The sequence below is a fragment of the Nostoc sp. TCL240-02 genome, from assembly GCF_013343235.1.
GTDB lineage: Bacteria > Cyanobacteriota > Cyanobacteriia > Cyanobacteriales > Nostocaceae > Nostoc.
The window spans coordinates 5711499-5734800 of record NZ_CP040094.1; the positions used below are offsets into that span (position 1 = coordinate 5711499).

General features: G+C 41.2%; 12 protein-coding genes. 7 read left to right on the forward strand and 5 right to left on the reverse strand.

The window, feature by feature from the left end:
* Positions 1-321: 321 nt before the first annotated feature.
* Positions 322-6240, forward strand: coding sequence for an AAA family ATPase (locus tag FBB35_RS24255; RefSeq protein WP_174711777.1), 5919 nt, complete (start codon positions 322-324; stop codon positions 6238-6240).
* A gap of 340 nt (positions 6241-6580) precedes the next feature.
* Positions 6581-7219, forward strand: a complete 639-nt coding sequence (locus tag FBB35_RS24260; RefSeq protein ID WP_174711778.1) for a Uma2 family endonuclease — start codon at positions 6581-6583, stop codon at positions 7217-7219.
* Positions 7220-7304: 85 nt separating this feature from the next.
* On the opposite strand, the gene FBB35_RS24265 is transcribed toward FBB35_RS24260, so the two are convergent.
* The 5 genes from FBB35_RS24265 to FBB35_RS24285 form a co-directional block, all read right to left on the reverse strand.
* On the reverse strand, positions 7305-9836 hold the full coding sequence (locus FBB35_RS24265; protein WP_174711779.1) for an ABC transporter substrate-binding protein: 2532 nt from the start codon (positions 9834-9836) through the stop codon (positions 7305-7307).
* A gap of 30 nt (positions 9837-9866) precedes the next feature.
* Positions 9867-10244 (reverse strand): hypothetical protein, encoded by a 378-nt coding sequence (locus FBB35_RS24270; protein WP_174711780.1) that lies wholly within the window; start codon positions 10242-10244, stop codon positions 9867-9869.
* 414 nt (positions 10245-10658) lie between these two features.
* A complete protein-coding gene (ilvD, locus tag FBB35_RS24275; protein WP_174711781.1) occupies positions 10659-12344 on the reverse strand; it encodes a dihydroxy-acid dehydratase in 1686 nt (561 codons plus the stop codon).
* A gap of 128 nt (positions 12345-12472) precedes the next feature.
* The gene (locus FBB35_RS24280) at positions 12473-15109 is read right to left on the reverse strand and encodes a GAF domain-containing protein (protein WP_174711782.1); all 2637 of its coding nucleotides are present in this window, start codon (positions 15107-15109) and stop codon (positions 12473-12475) included.
* Between the two features lie 435 nt (positions 15110-15544).
* Positions 15545-18646 carry an MFS transporter gene (locus FBB35_RS24285; protein WP_174711783.1) on the reverse strand — a complete coding sequence of 1034 codons (3102 nt, stop codon included), beginning with the start codon at positions 18644-18646 and terminating at the stop codon, positions 15545-15547.
* Positions 18647-19160: 514 nt separating this feature from the next.
* On the opposite strand from FBB35_RS24285, the gene FBB35_RS24290 reads away from it, so the two are divergent.
* From FBB35_RS24290 to FBB35_RS24310, 5 genes are all read left to right on the forward strand, one after another.
* Entirely contained in the window at positions 19161-20441 is a 1281-nt protein-coding gene (locus FBB35_RS24290; RefSeq protein ID WP_174711784.1) for a histidine kinase, read from the forward strand.
* Between the two features lie 120 nt (positions 20442-20561).
* Positions 20562-21023 (forward strand): BON domain-containing protein, encoded by a 462-nt coding sequence (locus tag FBB35_RS24295; protein ID WP_174711785.1) that lies wholly within the window; start codon positions 20562-20564, stop codon positions 21021-21023.
* A gap of 180 nt (positions 21024-21203) precedes the next feature.
* Positions 21204-21635, forward strand: coding sequence for a CAAD domain-containing protein (locus FBB35_RS24300; RefSeq protein WP_174711786.1), 432 nt, complete (start codon positions 21204-21206; stop codon positions 21633-21635).
* A gap of 270 nt (positions 21636-21905) precedes the next feature.
* Complete coding sequence (locus tag FBB35_RS24305) at positions 21906-22313, forward strand: hypothetical protein (RefSeq protein WP_174711787.1); 408 nt, start codon at positions 21906-21908, stop codon at positions 22311-22313.
* Positions 22314-22714: 401 nt separating this feature from the next.
* A complete protein-coding gene (locus FBB35_RS24310) occupies positions 22715-23302 on the forward strand; it encodes a LemA family protein (RefSeq protein WP_114084712.1) in 588 nt (195 codons plus the stop codon).

Genomic DNA, 23302 nt, shown 5'->3' on the forward strand with positions numbered 1-23302 from the left:
AAATAGGGCTTACGCAAAACTATCTACAGCAGATTGCAAGTAAGTGAGGTACAAAATGCAGGACTCTATTCACATATAAAGAGTTTTTATCTCCTGCCCCATGCCTCCCCATGCGATTTTGATAAATCACAAAGACGCGATTTATCGCCGTCTCTACAAAGGACTGATTATTGTAAAGACGGCGATTTATCGCGTCTCTTCTCTTAACCGAACCGTATTGCCCTGCCCCCTGCCTTCATTAATAAAACTGAGTTAGCAAAAGCTGGTTTTTGGGCACAATACTTTTAAATAAATAGCTAATTTATGAAGAGTTGATGAAGTATGAATATAGCAGTTAAGCCGATGGACAAGCTTTTTAACTATCGAATTAGCGAACAACTTTATGCAGGCTCTAGAACCTTAGTTTACCGTGCAATTCGAGAGACCGATCAACTTCCGGTTGTAATCAAACTGCTTCAGCAGGAGTATCCTACCTTCAACGATCTGCTGCTATTCCGCAATCAGTACACGATCGCTAAAAATATTGACTTACCTGGTATTGTTCATCCCTACAGCCTTGAACCTTACCACAACAGCTATGCCTTGGTGATGGAGGATTTTGGTGGTATTTCCCTCAGAGATTGGATGAACGAAACAATAAGGGGTAAGCAATATACTTTGACAGAGTTTTTGGAAATTGCGATCGCTCTGAGCAATATTCTTGACGGACTCTATCGCCATCGGGTTATCCACAAAGATATTAAGCCTGCCAACATTCTTATTAACCCAGAAACTCAGCAAGTCAAGTTGATTGACTTTAGTATTGCCTCTCTTTTACCCAGAGAAACCCAAGAAGTTCACAGTCCTAATGTCTTAGAAGGTACTCTCGCCTACCTTTCCCCAGAACAAACCGGACGAATGAATCGCAAAATTGACTATCGCAGTGATTACTATTCTCTCGGCGTTACCTTCTATGAATTGCTGGCTGGACATTTACCCTTCGAGTCTAACGATCCGATGGAGTTGGTTCACTGTCATATTGCCAAACAACCAGAAGAGTTAGGAGGCAGATGGCAGGAGGAAGAGGGCAGGGGGCAGGGGGCAGAGGGCAGGGGGGAAGAAGAGATTCCCCAAGTTCTTTGTGACATTGTGATGAAATTGATGGCGAAAAATGCTGAAGACCGCTATCAGAGTGCATTAGGGCTGAAATTTGATTTAGAAAAATGTTTGTCTCAATTGCAAGAAACTGGAGAGATTAAATCCTTTCAATTAGGTGAGCGGGATATTTGCGATCGCTTTATCATCCCAGAAAAACTCTATGGTCGCCAAGACGAAGTTGAAAGTTTATTGAATGCCTTTGAGAGAGTCAGTCAGGGAAGCACTGAAATAATGTTGGTAGCAGGCTTTTCTGGTATTGGTAAAACTGCTGTGGTTAATGAAGTCCACAAGCCAATCGTGCGACAACGGGGTTACTTCATTAAAGGTAAATTTGACCAATTTCAACGCAACATTCCTTTCTTTGCCTTTGTACAAGCTTTTCGAGACTTAATCAGGCAACTGCTGAGTGAAACTGACACTCAATTCGAGCAGTGGAAGTGCAAAATTCTCTCTGCTTTGGGTGAGAACGGACAAGTGATGATTGAGGTGATTCCAGAACTGGAAAGTATTATAGGTAAACAGCCTCCTGCGCCGGAACTCTCTGGGAGTGCGGCACAAAATCGCTTCAAATCGCTATTTTTGAAATTCACTCAAGTCTTTACTGCCGTAGAACATCCATTGACAATCTTTATTGACGATCTGCAATGGGCAGATTCTGCTTCTTTAAATTTAATGCACTTGTTAATGAGTGAAGTTGACATCGGCTATCTACTATTAATTGGTGCTTATCGAGATAACGAAGTTAATCCAGTACATCCCCTGATGCTGACTTTGCAAGATATTCAAAAGTTTGGCGCTACAGTCAATACAATTACCTTAGTTCCTCTCGATCAAACGTCTGTTAATCACTTGGTTGCAGATACATTGAGTTGCTCCCTAGCGTTAGCCACACCGTTAACAGAGTTGATATTGAGCAAAACCAAAGGTAATCCTTTCTTCTGCACCCAGTTTCTCAAAGCTCTACATCAAGAAAAACTAATTACATTTAATTTTGAAGGTGGTTATTGGGAATGTGATATTGCTCAAGTGCGCTCGCTCGCTCTTACTGATGATGTCGTAGAGTTTATGGCAATTCAGCTTGAAAAATTGTCACCAGAAACTCAAAAAGTTTTGAAATTAGCGGCTTGTATCGGAAATCAATTTGACTTGGCAACACTGGCGCTCGTCCATGAAAAATCCCAGATGGAAACAGCCGCAGACTTTTGGAAAGCTGTCCAAGATGGTTTGATTATTCCTACTAATGAAGTCTATAAGTTTTATCAGGATTCGTCATTTGTCATTAGTGATTTGCAAAGGACGAATGACAAAGGACAAATGACAATTTACAAATTTCTCCACGATCGCATTCAGCAAGCTGCCTATTCACTAATTCCTGACAATCAAAAGCAAGTTACTCACCTGCACATTGGACGTTTGCTGCAACAAGCGACGACTGCAAATGAACGAGATGAGAAAATTTTTGCGATCGTCAACCAACTCAATCAAGGGGTCACTTTAATTTGCGATGAACAAGAGCAACAGGAACTCGCGCAGTTAAACTTGGCAGCTGGACATAAAGCCAAGGGTTCAACAGCTTATGCAGCAGCTTTAAACTATTTCAACACAGGTATTGCCATGCTAACGAGTAATTGCTGGCACAACCAATACAATCTCGCCCTCATCTTGTATGAAGGAGCAACAGAATCAGCTTACCTCTGCACCGATTTTGAACAGATGGAACAGTTAGCTGAGATAGTACTGAATCATGCCCAATCCTGGCTGGATCGGGTAAATATCTACAGTATTAAAATTCAGGCTTGCATGGCACAACATCAGCAGCTAGAAGCCTTGCAATTAGCACGAAAAATCCTAAATCATCTGGGAGTGCATTTGCCGGAACAACCCACCCCAGCAGATATCGAACAGGCACTGAAGCACACCCAAACCTTGCTCAATGGCAGATCAATCGAATCTTTGTTGGAATTACCCCAGATGGCCGCACCGGATAAAAAAGCGGCAATGGTGATTTTATCCAGCATTATTTCTGCTGCCTATCAAGTGGCTCCTGAGCTTTTGCCCCTGGTGATCCTTGCTGAATTCGATTTATCAGTAGAATATGGCAATGCTCCAGAATCGACTCATGGCTATGTAATGTGTGGGTTGACCTTGGTTGCCATATTGGGAGATATTGACGCAGGCTATCGGTTTGGGCAACTGGGGATGAATCTTATGCAACGCATCTATGCCCCCAAACTAACTGCTAAAACCATTTTTGCTTTTAACTGCTTCCTTAGACATTGGCAAGAACCTGCAAAATATACCTTGGAAGGATATTTGCAAGCCTACGCCAGTGGGCTAGAAAGTGGTGATATCGAGTATGTCGCTCTCAGCCTGATGTGCTATTGCTACACAGCTTACTGGAGTGGTCAGGAACTATCTGCCTTAAGACAAACGATAGAAGTTCATCGTAAGGTCATTCAGCAATTGCGTCAGGATACCTGTCTGCACACACAAAGTATTTATCATCAGGTTCTAGTCAATTTGTTGGAGGTTGTGCCGGAACCTGAGCGGTTGCTTGGCGAATACTGCCATGAAGATGAAATAATTCTGCTTTACCTCAAAACGAATCAAGGAGCAGGACTATATCAGGTTTATTTCAATAAACTTTTCCTTTCCTATCTTTTCCAAGACTATGAACAAGCGTTAGAAAACGCCCAACTTGCAGAACCGTATTTGGGTGCAGTCACAGGATTAGTGATGCTTCCGCTATTTTACTTCTACGATGCACTAGTTCGATTAGCGGTTTACCCAACTGCCAGTAAGACAGACAAAATCAGCATTATAGAACGGGTGAGGGGTCATCAAGAAAAACTCAGCACTTGGGCGGCTTATGCACCAAGTAATCAGGCTCACCGCCATGCTTTAGTGATCGCGGAAAAATGTCGAGTCTTGGGGGTCAAAGCCGAGGCAATTGAGTATTACGATCGCGCCATTGCTAAAGCCAAAGAAAACGAATACCTCAACGAAGAAGCTCTTGCTAATGAACTCACAGCCAAGTTTTATTTAGAATGGGGCAAAGAACGCATTGCCCAAGAATATTTGATTAATGCTTACTATTGTTACACTCGCTGGGGTGCTAAAGCCAAAGTTGATGATTTAGAACAACGTTATCCACAACTGCTAGCGCCTATTTTACAACAAACGCGATCGCGAAGTGACTTTGAAAGAGTATCAGCGATCGCAAATATTGACAGCATTACAACCTTGCACTCAAGCACTAATAAATCAGTAACATCTAGCAGCAGTGCATCAGTAATGCTAGATTTGGCAACGGTTCTCAAAGCCTCTCAGACTCTTTCGAGTGAAATTGAACTGGATAAATTACTTACGAAGCTGCTACAAGTGGTAATTGAAAATGCTGGAGCCGATAAGTGTGCGTTACTACTGCTCAAAGAAGGTAGATTGCTAGTTGAGGCGACCACTGAAGTTGGACAGCAATCAAGGTTGTTACAGTCCATTTTTGTAGAAGATAGCGCAGACATTCCCCATAGCCTAATTTATGCGGTTAAACGCAGCCTGCAACCTACCGTCATCCTTGATGCCACAGTGCATCCGATGTTAATGGCTGATCCCTACATCATGCGTCAGCAACCCAAAAGCTTGCTATGTACACCGATTCTCTATCAAGGCAAACTATTGGGGATTTTGTATTTAGAAAACAATCTTACTACTGGGGTGTTTACCAGCGATCGCGTCGAAATTCTCAATTTGTTATGTACTCAAGCTGCAATCTCCCTGGAAAACGCCCGACTTTATCAGCAAGCACAAGATATTTTAGAAAACCTTAGACAGACGGAACAATTTTTGCGGTTAATTATCGATAATATCCCCCAGTCTGTTTTCTGGAAAGACCGCAATAGTGTTTATTTAGGCTGTAACCATAAGTATGCTCAAACTTTTGAGAATGGAGTGTCTGAAAATGTTATTGGTAAAACAGACTACGACTTTTCCTGGACTCGTGAGCAATCAGATTCTTTTGTAGATTGCGATCGCCGCATTATGGAGTCTGGACAAGCAGAACTCAACATTATAGAAACCGTACTTAAAGCTGATGGAAAACAAATCTGGTCGAATACCAATAAAATTCCGCTACGAGATAAAGAAGGAAACGTTTTTGGTATTCTTGGTACTTCTGAAGACATCACCGAATACTACCAAGCGCAACAATTGCTGCAACAGCAAAAACAACAATTAGAACAAGCTTTGCAAGAGCTTCAAACGATGCAATTGCAATTAGTGCAAGGTGAAAAAATGTCTGCCCTTGGTAACTTGGTAGCAGGCATTGCCCATGAAATCAACAATCCTGTCGGCTTCATTGCCGGTAACATTGAACCAGCTAAAGATTATGTTAAAGACTTGTTTGCACTGATTAATCTTTATCAGGAAAAGTTTCCCAATCCCGGCTCAGATATTCAAGATGAAATTGATGCCATCGACCTGAATTATTTACGCGAAGATTTACCTAAATTACTGGACTCGATGAAATTGGGTGTTAACCGTATTCGTAGTATCAGTACCAGTTTGCGAACCTTTTCCAGAGCAGATAAGGATTATAAAGTTCCCTTTGATATTCACGAAGGCATTGATAGCACTATTCTGATTCTGAGACATCGTTTAAAAGCTAACGAAAACCGTCCAGCAATTGAGGTGGTGAAGAATTATGGCAAACTACCCCTAGTGGAATGCTTTGCTGGACAACTTAATCAAGTGTTTATGAACTTGTTAGCAAATGCTATTGATGCACTTGAACAATACAATACAGAGCGGAGTTTGGAAGCAATTCTAGCAAACCCCAATTGCATCACTATTCAGACCCGTGTAGCAAACTCAGGTCAGCATGTTTTGATTAAGATTGCCGATAATGGGGTGGGGATGTCACCAGAGGTCAAGGAACGAGTCTTTGACCATTTATTCACCACTAAGCCTGTAGGAAAAGGCACTGGACTAGGATTAGCGATCGCTCGGCAAATTGTGGTAGAAGGACATGGCGGTTTACTCTCCTGCTCTTCGGAAGTTGGACAAGGTACAGAGTTTGTCATTCAAATTTCTACTCAACAACAATAATGAGTGCTGAGTAATTTCCACTTCAATACTTCTCGGTTTTTGGGGAAAAGGGACGGAAAAATATGATATCTCAAGGAGCAAGTACTGTTAAAAACACGGCAAGGTGAGGATAATATTGATAATTGGTTAGCCATTCAGAAGACAGAAATTAAAACTTTGGCAAATTCTGTTTTGGTGCGATCGCTATTGCTCAAGCTTTATCAATAAACCTAGACAAAAATCATACAAGTGATTTGTTGGCTAATTTCTACCCTCATTCTCAAAGATGATATACTTTAAGAAAGTTGATTTTTGAATTTAATCTGCTTTAACAGCTACTACATCAACTCTCTGAGGTGATATGCTTTTAAAACTGCAACAAATTATTGTTAAACCTGGTCAACAAATGTTGCTCAAAGATATTAGTTGGCAGCAGTTAGAAAATATTTTAGAAGAAATGGGAGAAAAGCGTGCCTCACGTATCTCTTATAGTCATGGCTGGTTAGAAATTATGGTTCCACTACCAGAACACGAAAAAGATAAAGAACTTATTGGTGATTTAGTCAAAATTTTGTTAGAAATTTTGCAAATAGATTTTGAACCTTTTGGCTCGACTACGCTTAAAAATGAGCAAATGCAACAAGCAGTAGAACCAGATACCAGTTTTTATATTCAAAATCAAGCTGCTGTCATTGGAAAAAATCGCATTGATTTAACTATAGACCCACCACCAGATTTAGCAATCGAAATTGATATTACTTCTCGCACTCGATTTGAAAATTATGAAATTTTGGGAGTTCCTGAACTTTGGCGACATACGCAACAAGGTTTAGAAATTTACTTGCTAAAAGAAGAAAAGTATATAAAATCTGGCTCTAGTCCTAATTTTCCTAATATTCTAATTATTGAATTAGTGAATAAATATGTACAGCAGTGTTTAACAATTGGTAGAAGCCAAGCTATGCGTAATTTTAGAAATTGGGTTAAGGATAATTTATAACAATGGGATCGCTATTTTTGAATGCCAGAATAAACAAATGCGTAGTTTACCGCCGTAGGTATCGCTATTAAGTAAAGCTGCAAAACTAAGGTTGAATCGGCACAAATTCGTATTTATCAGTGCCAGGTATTTGTTGAACTTTGACTAAGAAAATGGCATTATCTTTGCGATCACCTGATTGTGCAAACTGAATCTTTCCTGTAGCACCATCGACAGAAAAACTTGAATCGTGCAGCGTCTTTTGTAACTCATACCGAGTATTACTTGTTTTAAAACCTGCGACAATTGCCAGAGTCGCATCATAAGCAGTCGCTGTTCGCCAATTTACGGTTCCATTCCAAAACTTCTGAGCGTTTTGTGCAAAGGAATTGTTAGGAAATGCTGCGGAATGCCAAGGTACAGCAATTACCAGTCCATCTAAAGCTTTACCTGCTTTTAAGGTTTCATTAGTATAAAGGGTAGGACTACTAAATACAGCTAATTGCCCTTGATTAGCTCTTGCAACTGTTAGACCCTCCTTGATTCTGTCTATGTAGAGAGCTAATAACATGGCATTAGCGCCTTTGCTTTTAGCTTGAGAAATTACTGCATCGGGGTTGAAGTTGGGCGCAGAAACATCGCACTTCGTGGGATTAGTTTGAGCCTCAGTAGCCTTTATCGCTTGAATAAATTCTTGCTTAAAAGACAAATTATCTATCGCTTGATCATCGATACAAATCAGAAAATTGTTTTTGCCCTCTGTGTTTATGGCATAACGAGAAATACTATTTGCTATTGAGCTAACACTAGGAGCAGTGCGGAAGATATAGTTGCCAATACTGGTCAGGTTTTGGGCAAAACTGGTGGGAGACATCATTACTAACCCACCTTTTTGATACACTGGGGCTGCTGCAATGGAAGCATTACTAGCATTATGTCCCACTACAGCTAAAATGTTGGTATCTGCGACAAACTGAGTGGCAAGCTGTACGGCTGTGCTTGGGTCATTATCGTCATTAGCGATCGCTACCTCCAAAGCTTTGCCATTAATGCCAGTACTGCTATTCACCTCATCTTGAGCTTGAGCCACACCGCGTAACATCTCTTTTGCTACATTTGGGGTTGTACCAATGGGTACACTCACAGCAATTTTGATGTGTTTTGTCTGCTGACGAGCTTTAGCGTTATTCAAGTAAATCAATGCTTCTGGGTCTGTTTTATTAGTGAAATTAGCTTGACGGTATGAATTAAACTTATTAATAGCAGTCAGACAATCACCATTTAAAAATGCTTTCACTCCAGCTTCTTTATCTGAGTTCGTATCTTGTTTTAATAAAATTTCTTCACCCAAACTAATTCTGTCACCCAAAGCATACTCCTCTTTTACACAGGAATTTACTATAGATTGAACTACAGGTTGAGGTTCATCTTTAACCCTAGAAAAGTAGACTACAGTACCACCAAAAATTACTCCGATTACTCCGATAATGGAACCTACTATATAGTTAAATTTGCTAAGTTCGGGAGGTGGGGGATTGACAATTCCTAGAGGTGGGGTAAGTGGCTGTTCAGCAATTATTGGAGCTTCGATTAAGGCTATATCTTCATCTCTAAGTCCTAACGCTTGTTGAAGACGTTTCAAATTAGCCCCAGTTCTATCGCTAAGAGGAAACCCTTGTCTAATCTCATCGCGGAACGCTAGCTCATATCGCTGTAATTTTATCCTTTTGTTTTCGATAGGTGCTAAAACCTGAGTTTCGATTGCAGCAGCGTCCTCAGATGATAGTTGCAGAGTCTCTTGTAATGCATCCAATGCAGTGCGACCAGCAACAGAAATTTCACCGTTCCCGCCCTCTACCCAATACTCAACTTCTCGAAGATATGTGAGTCTGGGATCGTTACTTGGTGCTTTTGCAAGCTTGATTTTAAAGCCACCTTTGACAGGATATATCTCTGGTTTCATGGCTGGCGTACTTTCTTGCACCTTCTTGGCAGCGTATTCATGCAATTCATCAACAGAAATCCAACCATCTTCATCGCGGTCTGCTGCACCAGTCTCTAACCCCTCAACTATGTAGCTGGTGTAAGTTGAGGTTTCTACCCCTTGCTGTTCAAAAGCAAATTGAGTTGAAGTCGAAGATGTGAGAACAGCCCGCCCTTCTCCACCCAATTGGTTCTTGACATCCACAAAACCATCATCTTTAGCCGCCATACCCTCGGCAAACGCACCACTAAAGCAACAATCAAGAATCACTACCTCGCGTTTGGAACAGCTCTTGTTCATTACATCATGCACAAAGCTAGCTGGCACTGTTGTTGCCCTAGCTGGTACTCCCTTGCCGATTTTGCGTGTGTTATGAGCTGCCAAGTAAAGCTTGCCGTCCTCGTCTTTAATGCCGTGACCAGAGAAAAATAGCAGCACAAGGTCATCTTTTTGACGCTCGTCAAACAAGATTTCGATCGCGACCGCCATCTCATGTTGTTGAGGATTCAGCAGCACTTTTACCTCATCAAAACCGCCAATCTCTGGGTGCAGCAAAACTTGCTGCATTGCGTCAACATCTTTTGCTGCTGCTGGCAATGGAGTAAGACCAGGCTCATACTCACTGACTCCTATCAGCAGTGCTACTTTCGCCATCTTGTTATTCTTCCTTAATGTTGGAATTTCTTAGTTACCTGCGATAAACTTTTGAGCTTGTTCAATAGCGGCGTTTAACTCTTCCCGACTGCTAGCTTTCACCTTGAGTTTTTTGCCGTTAGCCTCAACTTCCAATTCAATGGTTTTGTTGCCCAAGCGATCGCCCAAAAATCCCAACAATTTCTTAAAATTGGCAAGGCTCACCTCTGTTTGCAACACCCCCACTAGAAAACCACCAACAGATTTGGCTCCTTGAGGTATTTCTGTAACTGCTACAAGTTCAGCACTTTCCACATCTAATTCTTTGATTTCTCGCAGTAGATTGCGTGTTTCCTGTTCTTGTTCCTCTGCATCTAAGTCTGGATTAGAAAGAGCGATCGTCAGTTTGACGTTAGATTCAGAACTCATTTTGTGCCCTTTTAGGTTTTTTAGCAGTTGATGGTCAATTGTATTTCTGTAGTATATCGATTGACATCACATCTTCTATGTAAATTTCCTGAAACTTCTTCAAAAATTTTACAAAAACTCATAAAATTTAGGTAAAAATCTGGTATAAACACAGAACATCTTTCTTCAATAGCTTCAAAACTTAGAGGCAATCAATACTATACTATTTCATCTGACAAGTTGTTTTGATACAGCAGTTTTTTTACCAACGCTTGCGATCGCAAAGGAGCTACTGAGTTTATCCTTGTAACTTCCTGGCGATCGCTAGCTCAAACTATTACAGGACGGCGTAAATGCAGCAACGCTCTCAATTAACCAGAAAAGGGGCTTAAGCCCCTTGTTAAAGGCAAACTTGCGCCACAGTTGTCAGGTTAATTAAAACAAATCTAAATCTGTGACTGCACCGATACTGCTAGAAGATACCAGTTTGGCATATTTCGCCAACACGCCTTTGGTGTAACGGGGAGCGGGAGGTTGCCAGTTAGCACGACGACGGGCCAATTCTGATTCAGATATATTCAACTGCAATAAACGAGCAGGTGCATCAATAGTAATACTATCGCCTTCTTCGACAAGCGCGATCGCACCACCCACTGCTGCTTCTGGAGCAACATGACCAACTACCATGCCATAAGTACCACCAGAAAAGCGTCCATCGGTAATTAATCCCACCGCATCACCCAAACCAGCCCCGATAATTGCCGAAGTAGGAGCCAACATTTCCCGCATTCCAGGGCCACCTTTAGGCCCTTCGTAACGGATAACCAAAATATCACCAGCTTGAATTTTACCCGCCAAAATTGCATCTAAAGAAGCTTCTTCCGATTCAAACACCCGTGCGGGGCCGGTAATTACTGGTTTCTTCACCCCGGTAATTTTGGCGACAGCGCCTTCGGTTGCCAGATTACCTCTGAGAATGGCTAAGTGTCCTTGAGGATACATGGGGTTATTCCAAGTCCGAATCACATCTTGATTGGCGGATGGTTCTTCTGGGATGTCTGCTAATATCTCTGCAATGGTTTGTCCGCTAATGGTCAGACTATCACCATGTAATAAATCATGCACAAGTAGCATCTTCATGACTTGGGGAATGCCACCCGCTTTGTGCAAATCTGTAGCTACATATTTACCACTTGGTTTTAAATCGCACAAAACAGGGACACGGGCGCGGATTGTTTCAAAATCATCCAGGGTTAACTCTACATTAGCAGCACGGGCGATCGCTAAAAAATGCAGCACTGCATTGGTCGAACCACCCACCGCCATAATCACAGAGATGGCATTCTCGATGGATTTGCGGGTGATAATTTGCCGGGGTAAGATTTGTTTCTTGATGGCTTCGACTAACGCAAACGCAGATTTTTCAGTGCTGTCAGCTTTCTCAGTATCTTCGGCTGCCATTGTCGAAGAATAAGGTAAACTCATTCCCATCGCTTCAAATGCTGAAGACATGGTGTTTGCCGTGAACATTCCCCCGCAGGAACCGGCACCCGGACAAGCGCGACTTTCGACTTCTAATAATTCTTTTTCGTCAATTTTTCCAGCACTGTATTGACCAACTGCTTCAAAAGAACTGACAACGGTTAAATCGCGTCCGTTGTAGTGACCGGGTTTAATTGTGCCACCGTAAACGAATATTGCCGGGATATTCATCCTTGCGATCGCTAGCATTGCTCCTGGCATATTTTTATCACAGCCACCAATGGCTAGCACACCATCCATACTTTGTCCGGTACAGGCGGTTTCAATGGAGTCGGCGATGACTTCCCGCGACACTAGGGAATATTTCATCCCTTCTGTTCCCATTGAAATCCCATCGCTGATGGTTATTGTGCCAAACATTTGTGGCATTGCTCCGGCAGTTTTTATCCCAACTTCTGCCCTCTGTGCTAGTTGATTGATTCCCATATTACAGGGGGTGATGGTGCTGTAACCGTTGGCTATACCGACAATGGCTTTGTTGAAATCTTCATCTTTAAAACCAACTGCACGCAGCATAGCTCGATTTGGCGATCGCTGTACTCCTTGCGTTACTACTTGGCTTCTCAAATTCTCCGACATCTTTTTTCCTTCCCTGGCATGATCGCTTGTATTGCGATTGTATTACCTGATTTTCTCATGTATACGCAGCGCGATCGAATTTCTTTAGCCACAAACTGCATACATCAGAACAGATGAAAACTAATAGATTATGGCTCACTTAAGAAGTCGTTAATAGCGTGTAATAATTGACGGTAAGTGTAAGGCTTCTTCAAAAATATATTAATACCAGCGTTAGCAGCCTCGACTATTTGGCCGTCTGTCACCATGCCGCTGATGCCCATAATCTTGACTTGTGGATTCATTTGTTGCATTATGCCAATTGCAGTTAACCCATCCATTGACGGCATCATCATATCCATCAATACCATACTGATTTGATTTTGATGCTGGGCATATAATGAGATTGCCTCAATGCCATTAATAGCTGTCAGGGTTTTGTAATTGTGGTCTTCTAGCAAAGTTTTGCTAATCTCCAGGATAGCGGCTTCATCATCTACAACTAGAATTAATTCTCCGTTGCCATTGGGCAATTCCAATTTCTCTGCTTGTTGCTTTGTACTTTTGTTCAAAGCTGGTAGATACACTTGGAATTGGGAACCTTTGCTTACCTCACTAGACACTTTCACAAAACCATTGTGGTTTTTGACAATCCCAATCACAGTTGACAAACCTAAGCCAGTGCCTTTGCCTGGTTCTTTGGTTGTGAAAAATGGTTCAAAAATTCGCTCCAAAATTACTGGAGAAATCCCAAATCCTGTATCTGAAATAGTTATGACTATATAAGGGCCCACCTGGGCATTTAGATTCATCTTGGCAAAATTTTCATCAACGAATAAATTTTCCGCAGAGATAGATAATGTACCGCCTTTAGGCATTGCATCACGAGCGTTGACGCACAAATTCATTAACACCTGATGAATTTGAGTCGGATCTGCCAAGATAGTCCAGAGTTTATGTCTAGGTAGATTATTGATAATTGCGATCGATTTTGGAAATGTACTTTGGACAATTTGCTCAATTTCTAACAGTAGGTGTTCTGTTTGTAAAGAAATGCCGTTGCCTTCAGATCGACGAGAAAAAGTCATAATTTGCTTGACCAAATCCGCCGCCCGTTTAGAGTTATGTTCAAGAAGCTTCAGGAGTTGTTGATCGCGTGCATCTAGATTGGGAAGTTTGAGCGCTAACATTTCTACTGAGGACAGAATGGGCGTAAGGATATTGTTGAGGTCGTGGGCAATGCCACTTGCCAACGTGCCAAGACTCTCTAGGCGCTGGGCACGGAGAAATTGGGCCAGGAGTTGTTTTTTTTCTGTGATGTCGGTATCAACAGAAAGGATGGATTTGGGTTGCTCTGCTTCATCACGCATCAGTGTCCATCGGCTTTCCACGATAATTTCTTTGCCGCCCTTTGTCACTTTATGTAACTCACCTTGCCATAAACCAGAGTTAGTAATATTTGTTAAAGCCACTTGTAACTGCTGTGAGCTTTCTTTGCACAGCAACTCCTCCAGGTTCTTTCCCAAAGCTTCATAAGCTTCCCAACCATATAGACGTTCTGCACCTTGATTCCAGAATAAAATTTGGTTTTGGAAATTTCGCACGATAATCGCATCAGAAGCGATATCTAATAAAGCTGCTTGCTCGCGGATTTTCTGTTCTGCCCATTTGCGCTCAATGGTCGTAGCCAATATATTAGCGATCGCTTGCAAAAAGTGAATATCATTTTGGGTAAACTCCCGATGTCTAGTTGTGTGTGCGCCTAAAACACCCAGAGGTTGTTTTTGACCTTGAATGATGACACTAAGTCCACTGATCACTGAGTGGTTAATTAATAACGGTGGTCCTTGAAACCGTGTTTCTTTCCGCAGGTCACAAACAATGACTGGCTCATGGGAAAGTAGTGTATATGAAGCCTGAGTCTCATTCCCTCCACCTAATTCTAATTTAAAATTTCCCACTAGCCCTGGCTGCCAACCGACTCCTGATCGCAACAATAAGCTGTTCTGCTCTGGAAGCAGTTCTAAAACTTTACTGTATTCCACCTCAAGGCTTTGAGTAACCAGGACAACAGCTTCGTCCATTAATTTGTAAAGGTCGATATTAGCTAGAGCTAACTGACCCAATTTAGCTACGGCTGCTTGCTGGCGCACACGTGCTCTTAAACCCGATTCCACCCGCTTGCGTTCAGCGAGTTCAGTATGTACCTGCTCATAAAGTTGAGATTGCTGGATGGCAATACCCACCTGTACTGCCAATTGTTTGAGAAAATCGATTTCCCAGGTCTGCCATTGGCGGGGTGCTGCACACTGGTTAGCAACTAATAATCCCCACAATTTTTTTCCTTGCAAAATTGGGACTGCCAAGTTTGCCCTGACTTGAAACTGAGTAAGTAAATCGCGGTGGCATTCAGTCAGACCTGCTGTATAAATATCTGCAATAGCTTGGATGCGCCCATGTTTGTACTCCTCGCCGCGAGTTTCCATGAAATAAGTGTCTTGAACTTGGGTATTCAGGATAGCAATCCAACGATCATCAACAGACTCTACCACCACCACCCCAGTGTAGTCTGGTTCAAACTGATACATGAACACTCGATCTACTTGCAGGAATTGACGGACTTCAGTAACGGTGGTATTGATAACCTTGTCCAAATTCAAACTCTGGCGGATGCGCTGGGCAATTGCCATCACCAGTCGCTGCCATTGAATTTGCTGTTGTAGTGCCTCCTCTGCCTGCTGACATTCTGTGAGGTAGCACATTGAATTAAATTCATCATTGTTCATCTGTAATATGCCTGATTTAATTCCATTAGGTTGTCAATACCTGTAGTGACTGCTGGTTATGCCTCTGGGCTATTGTCTGTAACCCATACTTTGTAGAAATAGATATAGTTAAAATTATCTGAATAATGCAAGGATATTAATCTTACGGCAGTTGTTATTTCTATAGTTCTTCCTTAAGAGGTATGCCGATTCAATATATGTTTTCTTTATTGCACCATAAATTATCATTTGTAACAACTTACAATAACTGTATGTATTTTAAGTTATTGAATGAAACAAGGGGATCAATCAGGCTTAAACACAATTTTTTACTCTGTTTTGACCATTAGGAATTAAATTAATCCTTACTGATAAACTATTATAAAAAAGTGGCATTCATTTGTATAAACTGAATACCACTCTCTATTTATTCAAATTATCGATGACAGAGATATTTTACCCAAGTAGAGTTATCCCATTCACAGCGATCGCACCTGCGATCGCACTGGCACAAAGGGAAGTGATCGCTGTCCCAAATATCCACCAAGCAGCATTGGCAACGGTTTTTTTGCTTTCTTCGGCTTGCTTTTTAGCTTGCTGTTGGATGGCTTTCAAACGTTTTTGGGTTTCTTTCTGGATGCGTTCGGCTCGTTGCAATACGCCATCCCGCGCTGTTTCTATTTGGTCGATAATCCGGTTAGCGTCTGCTTCAGAGATATCCTCACGAGAACTGATAACAGCAACTAAGGTGTCACGATCAAATTGACTGAGGCGATCGCGCAATGCTTCAAATCCAGCTTGCGGATCATCGAATACTTTGGAAAAGTCTTGCTTAATGCCTTCATAATTGAGTTCGGAACGATCCAGGGAGTTAAGATAGTTGCGAACTTTGGCAAAAATTCCATCCAGCACTGACTGCACCTTCTGCTGAATCTGCTGGAATTGTTCGACAATGGAACTGCGGACAGAATCAATTTGATCCACAATTCGGTTAGCTTCTTCTTCTGAGATATCCTCACGTTGGGATAACAGCGCCACGATTGTGGAACGGTCAAATTTTGAGGCGCGATCGCTCAAACTTCCAATTCCAGCGCGGGGAGAAGACAACAGCAATTGTAAATCGCGTTTGATTCCTTCGGGATTGAGTTCGTCTTTGTTGGTATTACGCAGATATTCTTCAAGATTGGCTTCAAAATCTAAAGCTTGTTGAGCAGTACGCTTGGCTAAACGCCGTGGCGCTCTTAGAATATCACCAATAGCATCTTGTACACGATCAATGATCTGATTAACTTGGTCTTGGCTCAAGTCTCCACGCTGACTCACGAGTTGCACCAAGGTTTCTCGATCGACATGAGATAAGCGATCGCGCAGTCCTAAGGCTCCAGCTTTAGGATCGTCGAGTAATTTTTCCAAATCGCTTCTAATACCTTCTGGATCGAGTTCTTCCAAGTTGGTATTGCGGAGATATTCGGCGATCGCTTTTGTAGTTTTTTCGTACTGTTCTTTCGCCTGCTGCGGTACTTGCAAAATATTATCTCGGACAGCTTCAATCTGATCGAGAGTTTCGTTTACCTGTTCTTCGCTCAAATCTTGACGCTGACTGAGCAATTGTACCAATGTGTCGCGGTCAAATTGCGATAAGCGCGATCGTAATAGGTTAATTCCGGCTTGCGGATCGTCTAGTAAAATTCTAAACTCGCGTTTGATACCTTCAGGATTGAGTTCGTCTTTATTAGTATTCCGCAGATAGTTTTCAACTCTTTGACGCAGTTCATCGGCTTTCGCTTTTGCTTGTTCTTGCAATTCTCTAGCACGATTCAAGATATTATCGCGGTTGCGTTCGAGTTGACTAACTATATTATTAGCTTCTTCGTCGCTGACATCTTGACGCTGTTGCAGCAATTGGACAAAAGTATCGCGGTCAAATTGTCCGAAGCGGCTACTTAAATCTTCAAAACCAGCTTCTGGATCTTCTACTAACTTGGCAAAGTCCCGTTCAATACCTTCAGGGTTGAGTTCTTCTTTCCCAGTGGAACGGAGATAATCTTCGATGCGCGTGCGGAAATTTTGCCCTTTTTCTCGTGCTTCGGTCTGTTTTACAGTCTCTAAAACTTCCAAGCGATCGCTTTCCATTTGTTCGGCAATTTCTTTCACCCTGGGTTCACTGAGATCGTCTCGCTGTTTCAGCAAGTTGGTGAAATATTCTTGATTGATTTCTTCCAACTCCCGTCTCACAGTTGTCGGATCTGCGTTTACGTCATAGATGACTTCTTTAAATTCATCTACTAGCGTAATTCGATTAAAATGCCAAGGGAATGAATTCAATATGTAATCTTCGACATCCGCTTTAATCGTGTTTTCAAGTGATATTGGTAATTTTGCAGATACTTGCTCAGTGGCTTGCTCTCTAAACTTTTGAAATTGTTCTGTTACTTGCTCGACATCGACATCTTGAACTTTTTCTTTCAACTTTTGCAACTGAGTTGTAATTTTGTTCACATCGATATTAGAAAGGTTGACCCGTTCAAGAACTGCTGGTGCGGCAGCGCTCAAACCATATCGAATAGCTTGTTTAATTACACCATTACCATTACCACCTCCAACTGTAACCAATTGTTGAAGCCGTTCACCCAATTGCTCAGAATTGAGTTCTTCAGGAGTAGCAGACTTAAGTAAATTAATTACTTGTTCTGTGGGATTTTGACGATTAAAAGCTTGTTGCCAAGCACCTTGAAGTTGGTCAGCAATGCCATTGATATCCTCTTTAGATAAATCTGTGCGAGTGCTGATTAAATCAACAAATGTTTGACGATTGACATTTTGTAATAAATCGCTATTAGCAACAGATTGTAAATCTGTATCTTTAAGAAGTTGGTCAAATTGGTTGCGAATTTCTTTAACATCCAGCTTTGGCAATTGCAGAGAACTTAAAGAACTTTGGAGAGTATTTTTAATCCCTTCAGAATCAAAACCTGAAGTTAATTCCCGCCGAACTGCGGCTGTAATCTCTTCGGCAGTCGAAACTAACTGTTTTTTTGCAGTATTAGCACCGATACCAGCAGTTGCTGTACCCATCAGAGCTTGAAAACCAGAAGTAACAGTATTAGAAATAGAACCAATTAAAGAACCTACAGCTGATGAACCCAACCAAATTACTAGTGAAAAATAGGTAGACCAGATGACTACACCAATAATTGATCCTAAGAATGCGCTTTCAATTAAGCTAAGTTTTACAGCTAGAAAGCAAGCAATAAATAATGCAATGCTCGCAGTTATTAACACCCAAGCGCCAATTTTGCTTTGAACCTTACGAATTGTCTTACCTAAACTTTCTGATTCATCATCGGAATCTGAATCAATTTCCCAAGATGAAATTCCGACAGCAACTGAAAAGTTTGTGAATAACAATTGAAAAGCAAATGCCATCGAAACCCCAGCCAGTAATGCCACCAAGAATTTAGATCCAGAAAAAAGCACTGATGCTTCTTCTGGAGTTAGTACTTCCTGAGCTACAATTGTTGGCGCTAATCCTAAAATAGTTGGAACACTTTGAAACATAATATTTTCTCACTTGCACTTAATTAAATACCCATTTATAAAATGGCTTATTTATCAGCTTAATTATCAACTATCTAAGCTGACACTTTCTTAGGTAATAGGTTTGTTTGCCAAAAGTCGTATTTTAAAATTTATTATTTTTCCGTTAGGCAAAAACTTTTAATTTGCTAATTTTGTCACATTTTTACACAATAAATGTTTTTGCTATAAAAGTGATATATAAAAAATAATCTAAGTACACAGCAGTTCTTGAAAGGGTGAATTACTGTTTTAGACATAATAAATCAATGTTTTTTATGTCAATCTCTAGCAAAAATTTTAGAAATATAAAATATGAGTATTTAGAAAAGCCGGATTTTATAAATATTCATTTAGATAAAAATACCTATACCTAATGATAGAGACAAAAATTCTTCCAAGCGATTGATGAAACAAAAATCTAAACATGTATTAATAAGGGTATTACAAACTATAAATTTGTGAATAATTTATTGTTGCTGAGGAGAAAAAGATAATGGTTGTAGGTGTACATAAACGTGCTGTAGGTGTATTTTCTAATCGTCGAGATGTTGAACATGCGCTACATGAACTGAAAAAAGTCGGCTTTGATATGAACAGAGTCTCTGTCATTACGCAAGATGGAGACAGAGAAGATATTGCTGGTGCTGAAGTGCGCGATCGCGTTGGTGATAAATCTGATGAAGGTGCTAAAGTTGGAGCCGCTACAGGCGGTGCTTTGGGTGGATTAACTGGTTTGTTAGTCGGTCTTGGTACTTTAGCAATTCCAGGAATTGGGCCAATCATGCTGGCTGGAGCCGCAGCAACTACTCTAGCTACAACTCTTGCTGGTGCTGGGATCGGTGCGGTAGCTGGTAGTTTGCTTGGTGCATTGATTGGTTTAGGAATTCCTGAAGAACGAGCTAGAGTTTACGACGAACGTGTAAGACGAGGACACTATTTAGTAATCCTTGATGGCACAGATACAGAAATCGCTAGAGCAGAAGCAATTCTCCATCAGCGTGGTGTCGAAGAGTTTGGTATTTACGACAACCCAGATGCGAGAAATGCTGATTATGTCGCTCCAACCCATAATGTAAATGTGGCTCATAGTGGTGTTGCTAGACGCGCGATCGGAGTCTTTCCTCATCGCCGAGATGCAGAAGCAGCACTCACAGAATTACGAGATGCAGGTTTTCCCTTAAGTAGAGTCTCCATCATCGCCAAAAATACAGACGGTCAGGGGATCGCTGGTGTAGATGTAGATAGAAATGTTGGAACAGGTAATAAAGCGGACGATGGTGCTAAAACTGGAGCAGCTACAGGCGGTGTTCTAGGCGGCTTGACTGGCTTATTAGTAGGTCTTGGAACTCTAGCAATTCCTGGAGTTGGACCTGTGATTGCTGGTGGCGCAGTAGCAACAGCTTTGGCCACAACCTTAGCTGGTGGTGCAATCGGTGCAGCTGCTGGCGGTATTGTTGGCGCACTGGTTGGCTTGGGAATTCCTGAAGACAGAGCGCGGGTATATAGCGATCGCTTCCAAAGAGGCGACTACTTGGTAATTATCGATGGTACGGAAGCTGAAATCCACCAAGCTGAAGCGATTCTCAACCGTCGAGGTATTGAAGAATTTGCTATTTATGATGCCACTGATTTAGGCGAACATCGACCAGGTTCTGACCGAGTAATCCATCATGACACAGCAGTAGCCAATCCCATTCACCCCAATCATTCAACAGAGCCTCATATTAACGATCCTGCTGTAGTCATTGTTGACCGTCGTGATGAAACACTTTAATCCAAAGTAGTTTTCACTGATACTAATTACACACAATTGCAAGACCAATAATTCAAAAACTTGCTCCTCACTTCACGGTAAAAATCAACAAATTTCACTTTCCGATTGCGAATTAAATCTATGAAAAAGCTAACCCCCTTCTTAATTAGCACCCTTTTAGTTTTTGGTGTTGCTGCTTGTGATAACGCTTCTAAAACAAGCGAATCTGCACCGAATAATCCTAATGAAGCTCCACAATCACCAAGTGTACAGACAACAGAAGCTTCTCAAAAAGACGCACAAAGTGAAACTCGCAGAAGACAACTTGATTCTGATATCCGAGCCCGCGAACAGCGCAATAATACCACTGGTGGCGATACAGATAGAGCTAAAGGTGACTTAGCAAGTGAAGTTCGATCCAAGTTAGAGGCAAACATACCCAAGGGTCAACTAACAGTTGATGCCACAAAGGATGGAGTTGTGACTGTCGGAGGAACTGTTAACAATCAGCAAGAGTTGGCTAAAATTGAAACTTTAGCTAAAGAAATCAAAGGTGTGAAAAGTGTAGTTGTTAAAACAACTGTTGCCCCACCAACAAGGTAAGTAGCTAACAATAAATCCGAGTGAGTAGGTAGAGAAAAATCAATTTATATTTTCCTACTCAACCTTAATGGTCAGTTATACTTATTGCTGACCATTAATAATTGACAACTGACGACTTTAATGATTATATTTATTGATGCTCAGTTCAGTTACAGAAACTTTTGTAATAATTGAAAAACTATGGAAACCGAACAACAGCAACGTGAATCCATCAATACTTCAATACCACAAAGTGTGCTAGCACTTGAAGGTGTAGATGCAAATTTGCCAAAGTTACCGCCAGCATCGGAACCGGAATCTCAATGGCAGCAAATTAGCAGACAAGTTTCTCAATTTTTGCAGAAACTACCCGACTACTTAGGTAGCTTTTTTCAGGACTATAAGCAGCCTCTAATAACTGTTGCTTTAATTTTAGCTGCCATTGTTACAGCAAAGTTAGTGCTAGCACTACTAGATGCAATCAATGATATTCCATTACTATCACCACTCTTTGAATTAGTGGGAATTGGTTATGCCAGTTGGTTTATTTTCCGTTATCTACTAAAAGCTTCAACTCGGCAAGAATTAGCTGATGAAATTCAATCCCTCAAAAATCAATTTGTGGGCGAATAAACTTTCTAACCATTCAACAAGTACACTACATTATGGTAGAAATTTATAGACCTTTAAGACAAGGAGCTTAAACTCCTTGTCTTAAAAGATTAAATGTAAATTAATAATATTTACCTGAATTAATATTAATCTTTTGATACACCGGAAGATAGAGGATGTAATACTCTTTTTAATTTTAAATCACTTCTAAAGATAGTAGTTCAGAGATTAAAAAAAGCTTAATCTAGTTTTTGAAGTTATTTAATAGATTCTTTTACGAGGACATAAATTATGGCTAATGAAGCAGTTAAGAGAGATATAGATTCATCCGATCGGGCTGAAGTAGATACTTATGATCGCGGCATTATTCCAGCCGAAACAGCTGCTCGGATCGAAAGAGAAGGAGGCAACTACAAAACACTCCCTACAGAAGAAAGGGAGGCAGATGCAGCTACAGATGACCAAACCGATCCAGAAAGTGTACGCACAACTGACGGATATACCGTAGACAAAGAAGGTTTGTTGAACAACTATGCAGTTGAACCAGAAATGTACTACGAAGAACCAGGTGATGCACGCAAACAAGCAGCAGAAGATACTGCACAACGTGTTGAAGAACTTGGAGAAGTTAATCAGGATGAAGAAGGCAAGTTGACCGAAAAGGGTGACAAACGCGGTAGAGGCCCAGGAGTAATTTAATTAACAAGTATCCTTTTGGTGGGTGCAATTACACGTAAAAAGGCTAAATAGGTAGTTTTTAGAGACGTAATTATAGTTATTGCGTCTCTATTTATATGGCAATATGCTTGGGTTAACGCCAAAGCCCTTCAACTGCGTTGGGCTTCAATACTTCTCGGTTAAGCATTTTTAATTCGGAATCGGATTTTGGGTAAAGGGTACTGGCTTTGGGTTAAAGATTTTTTCTTTCCCCTTAACCGAGAAGTATTGCGTTGGGCTTTGTGCAACCTATCTAGCTCAGTGCAATTGCGTAACTAATTTTACAGGCGACGAAGCTAACTTGTTAAAAGTAGACTCATTTTTATATCCACACAAATTTTGCTGGATATAAAGTAAGTACCTGATTGAAATAATCTAAAAATATGGGGCTTTTAATATTTTCTGTTGCTTTAGTTGCTATTGTTGCTCTAATTATCATTAATGCTTACAACGATTTAGTCAAGTATCGCAACCGTTACAAAAATGCTTACTCTCAAATCGATGTTCAATTACAGCGTCGCTATGACTTAATTCCCAACTTGGTGGAAACTGCCAAAGGGTACATGAAACATGAGCGGGAAACCTTAGAAGCAGTTATTGCGGCTCGGAATTCTGCAATTAATGCTAGCAGTCGTGCCGCACAAAATCCCGGCGATCCGCAAGCGATGCAACAATTAGGTAATGCTGAAGGGGCACTGACGGGTGCGTTAAGTCGGTTGATGGTACTTTCAGAATCTTATCCAGAATTGAAAGCCGATCGCGCCATGACTCAGGTGATGGAAGAATTATCTTCCACTGAAAACCGGATTGCTTTTGCACGTCAGGCTTTTAATGACGCGGTGACACTTTACAACACCAAGAGCGAATCTTTCCCCAGCAATCTTGTGGCAAATACTTTTAACTTTACTGTTGCAGAATTGCTCGCCGAAGCTACTCCAGAAATGAGAAATGCTCCACGCGTGTCTTTTTAA

Excerpts from the sequence above, each read along its gene's own strand:
- ilvD (WP_174711781.1), bottom strand. The coding sequence starts at position 12,344 with ATGTCGGAGAATTTGAGAAGCCAAGTAGTAACGCAAGGAGTACAGCGA.
- FBB35_RS24260 (WP_174711778.1), top strand. The coding sequence starts at position 6,581 with ATGCTTTTAAAACTGCAACAAATTATTGTTAAACCTGGTCAACAAATG.
- FBB35_RS24265 (WP_174711779.1), bottom strand. The coding sequence starts at position 9,836 with ATGGCGAAAGTAGCACTGCTGATAGGAGTCAGTGAGTATGAGCCTGGT.
- FBB35_RS24290 (WP_174711784.1), top strand. The coding sequence starts at position 19,161 with ATGGTTGTAGGTGTACATAAACGTGCTGTAGGTGTATTTTCTAATCGT.
- FBB35_RS24310 (WP_114084712.1), top strand. The coding sequence starts at position 22,715 with ATGGGGCTTTTAATATTTTCTGTTGCTTTAGTTGCTATTGTTGCTCTA.
- FBB35_RS24270 (WP_174711780.1), bottom strand. The coding sequence starts at position 10,244 with ATGAGTTCTGAATCTAACGTCAAACTGACGATCGCTCTTTCTAATCCA.
- FBB35_RS24255 (WP_174711777.1), top strand. The coding sequence starts at position 322 with ATGAATATAGCAGTTAAGCCGATGGACAAGCTTTTTAACTATCGAATT.
- FBB35_RS24295 (WP_174711785.1), top strand. The coding sequence starts at position 20,562 with ATGAAAAAGCTAACCCCCTTCTTAATTAGCACCCTTTTAGTTTTTGGT.
- FBB35_RS24285 (WP_174711783.1), bottom strand. The coding sequence starts at position 18,646 with ATGTTTCAAAGTGTTCCAACTATTTTAGGATTAGCGCCAACAATTGTA.
- FBB35_RS24280 (WP_174711782.1), bottom strand. The coding sequence starts at position 15,109 with ATGAACAATGATGAATTTAATTCAATGTGCTACCTCACAGAATGTCAG.
- FBB35_RS24300 (WP_174711786.1), top strand. The coding sequence starts at position 21,204 with ATGGAAACCGAACAACAGCAACGTGAATCCATCAATACTTCAATACCA.
- FBB35_RS24305 (WP_174711787.1), top strand. The coding sequence starts at position 21,906 with ATGGCTAATGAAGCAGTTAAGAGAGATATAGATTCATCCGATCGGGCT.